Annotated in this window: 5 protein-coding genes; all 5 read left to right on the forward strand. The window is 53.3% G+C overall.

Annotated features, from left to right (window positions below):
* The first annotated feature begins 109 nt into the window (after positions 1–109).
* Positions 110–232, forward strand: a complete 123-nt coding sequence (locus tag BUA75_RS16465; protein ID WP_278247891.1) for a hypothetical protein — start codon at positions 110–112, stop codon at positions 230–232.
* Between the two features lie 258 nt (positions 233–490).
* Positions 491–865: a hypothetical protein gene (locus BUA75_RS15235; RefSeq protein ID WP_129583697.1), complete on the forward strand. Its 375-nt coding sequence runs from the start codon at positions 491–493 to the stop codon at positions 863–865.
* Positions 866–890: 25 nt separating this feature from the next.
* Entirely contained in the window at positions 891–1,967 is a 1,077-nt protein-coding gene (locus BUA75_RS15240; protein WP_207549793.1) for an FtsK/SpoIIIE domain-containing protein, read from the forward strand.
* A gap of 72 nt (positions 1,968–2,039) precedes the next feature.
* Positions 2,040–2,627, forward strand: coding sequence for a hypothetical protein (locus BUA75_RS15245; RefSeq protein ID WP_072875474.1), 588 nt, complete (start codon positions 2,040–2,042; stop codon positions 2,625–2,627).
* 70 nt (positions 2,628–2,697) lie between these two features.
* On the forward strand, positions 2,698–2,898 hold the full coding sequence (locus BUA75_RS15250; RefSeq protein ID WP_072875476.1) for a type II toxin-antitoxin system HicA family toxin: 201 nt from the start codon (positions 2,698–2,700) through the stop codon (positions 2,896–2,898).
* The last annotated feature ends 130 nt before the right edge of the window (positions 2,899–3,028 follow it).

Raw genomic sequence — 3,028 nt, forward strand, 5'->3', positions numbered from 1 at the left:
TCCCTCTGTCATTGCAGATGATGGAGGGGCATTTTTTTGTTGTCCTGGCATACGGACAATCTTTGCCTGCATAGGCTCGTCGACAAACAGACGAGGAGGGGGTTTCAACGTGTGGGCATGGCTTGGTCGGATGGTTGAACGCATAGTGGCGCAGGATGCTTCCGCGCAGATGAACGGCACGGAACTACTGGATGCACTGCTTCATCTTTTCGGAGGTGGCACAGGGTGCTGAATCCACGCCAGATAGGACTTCTCACCAGTTTTGCGGCGGCCAGCGTGGCAGCTGTGATGGTCAGCGCCTCCTATCCTGTAGCGATCTGGGGTGCGGGCGTCGCACTGACAAGAATGTGGAAAAAACCTGCCCTCCCCCCGTGGACGTGTCCGCTCCTGGAGGCGTCGGCAGCAAAGGAGACGGGGAGGGGGTGAAGCCATGGGATGGGTCAGTCTTGCCGCCAAAACGTTAGGGAAAACTCTGGGTAAATCGGGCGTGGTGAAGCTGAAAGGGGGAGGCAAGGCGCTGGTCATCGGTAGTCATCAACCCATCAGCGCGAAGACGGTAGCCAGTGCGAAAGGCGCTATCGTTGCGAAAGTCGCGGTCACAGAGGCTGGGAAAAAAGCGCTTGTGGTCAACGGCCAGCATGTCGTGACACTTACTGGCAAAGCTTTGGCTGTGAAAGCTCTGCAAGCGCCGTTCATTGTCGTCGTCAAAACGGGTGTTGTAGCTGGGAAAGTGGCAGCTGTGGCGTTGGCGCTCAGTGCGGTGGCGGCCAGTGCCTGGGTGGGCAACGATGTGCCGGTCGATCAGGAAGTGCTTCACCATTTACGAGAGGCGGCGCATACTTTTGACGGCATCCAGTGGAAGTGAAAGGAGAACCGGCGTCTTTGAACTGATGAGTTACGCCACGATGTTGGCAGTGGGTAGCGTGGCCGCCTGTGCCCTGGGAGACATGTCGCTGGAAGACACCGCGCTCATCGGCGCATCTCCTTATGCTGCAGTGGGGGCGGCACTCTTTGGTTACCGCATTCCTAAACGTGTCGTGGTCACGGAGCCGGATGTGCAAGGCTGGAGAGTGTATCTGGGTCAAACCGCCTTCGGACAAAAGGTCTACCATGATTTCGCCGCGATCCCGCATATGAAAGCTGGTGGGGCAACCGGCAGCGGAAAGACCAAAGGACTGGAGCTCCTTTTGGCGCAACTGGTCATGAAAAAAAGTCCATCCGAGTTACAGGTCCACATCATCGATATGAAAGGCGGCGCTTCTTTTGCGCATTTTGCTCGTCTCCCGCATGTGGCCGGGCGTATCTATGCCGATGCGGAAAACGCGGCACAGGCGTTAGAAAACATTGTAATCATACAAAACAAGCGTCTGGAGCGGATCCGCAGAGCCAGAGAGCAATTTCTGCCGATTCCCTCGTTTCCGCGCATCCTCGTGTTGATTGATGAGGGTGGGGAACTCTCGCCTGCTTATGCCAAACAGGACGAAAAGATTCGACGCCAGTGCTTGGCCTATTTATCTACTTTGGCCAGAGTGGGCCGCGAACCTTGCATCAGCCTGGTCTACAGCACCCAGCGCCCCTCCAATGAAACACTCCCTGTAGGCATCCGTGGACAAATGGATGCGACAATGGCGTATCGCACACAGAATGAACTGGATTCGGGAATCCTTCTCCGAAATGAAAAGGCAGCCAGGTTGCCCAATATCAAGGGTCGCATGATTTACCAAACACCGGATGGCGAGAAAGTGGTACAGACTGGCATGATCCCCGAACTCTTGCTTCGGCGCTGGATGGAGGACAGGATGGATACGAACAGATCGGACAAAAAGGAAACATCGTGTGCGGACAACGTGGATACGTTCAGCCAAGACAAGGAGGGGGGAACGGAGGCGGACGAGATGGAAACTTCTCGAGTCGGGCTTCCCTCCTCGTCCTCCCGCGTCTTCCATGACTTCGTGAAAGGTGGATGAGTCCCAATTAGTACTTCGATCTCGATCTACGACTATGCCGTTTCTTTAGCTTCTGCCGCCAGAATTTTTACCATGCGTCAACTTTGCAAGCATCCTTTATTGGCGTGGCGCACGCAACCTGAAAAACGTGCCAGTGCCATGCTCAGACCCTATCGAGAGCAGTTCGAAATCCTCGTAGCGCAGCGCGGAGGCATGTTTTTCTGGCGGCTCTCTCCCAAGGCGAAAAAGGAGTTGGGCTTGGATTTCAAATCGGTCAGTCCTTGTTCCAGTCGCATTGAGCACTGGCTTTCTGTGGGGGATTTGTGGCAAGCTCTATTCCACACAGGCGGCAAGCCCCACGTATTCCTGGCCGAACCCAAACACAGTGCTGGCTTCGATGTGTATGTGGAGTGGCAGGGCAGGGCGTATCTTGTAGAAATTCAACGTACGCCACTCACCACGAAAGCCTGGACAGAGAAGTGGGATCAACGGCTTGATTGGTATAACGCCAGAGCGTTTGAGCAAGCACCTTGGTATCGCGGGGTCGTGCCGCGCCCCGTGCTGATTTTGAAGACGGAACAGGAAGACAGTACCGTAGGATTGCCTAAAGGGGCGCTGGCTTTTAAGAGTGCAGACACCTTTGCGAAAACGGTGGTGTTTCGGAAAACCGGGTTACAATGATCGAAGTAACAAATTCACACGTGTGATAATACGTGCTATAATAAAGGAAATGGTAGAGGGAAGGGAACGGATGAAAAGTTATTCGTCACGGGAACTCATTCGGATTCTTCAAGAGGATGGATGGTATTTTGTCAGAGCAGCGGGTGATCATCATCAGTTTAAACATCCCATCAAACCTGGAAAAGTAACGGTAACCCATCCAGTGAAAGATATTCCTGTAAAGACAGTAAGGAGTATTTTCAAACAGGCAGGACTACTTGTACCCGATTGAAGGTTCCAGTTCACCTGTCGGATGAGTGGAATAGGAGGTTGGCAAATGTACAAAGATCGATACATCTATCCAGCGATTTTTCATTTCGCTGAGGATGGAATATCCATAGAATTTCCTGATTTTCCAGGTT

Origin of the sequence: Alicyclobacillus tolerans, from assembly GCF_900142255.1 — a bacterium.
Classification (GTDB): Bacteria; Bacillota; Bacilli; order Alicyclobacillales; family Alicyclobacillaceae; genus Alicyclobacillus_I; species Alicyclobacillus_I tolerans.

Excerpts from the sequence above, each read along its gene's own strand:
- BUA75_RS15240 (WP_207549793.1), top strand. The coding sequence starts at position 891 with ATGAGTTACGCCACGATGTTGGCAGTGGGTAGCGTGGCCGCCTGTGCC.
- BUA75_RS15245 (WP_072875474.1), top strand. The coding sequence starts at position 2,040 with ATGCGTCAACTTTGCAAGCATCCTTTATTGGCGTGGCGCACGCAACCT.
- BUA75_RS15250 (WP_072875476.1), top strand. The coding sequence starts at position 2,698 with ATGAAAAGTTATTCGTCACGGGAACTCATTCGGATTCTTCAAGAGGAT.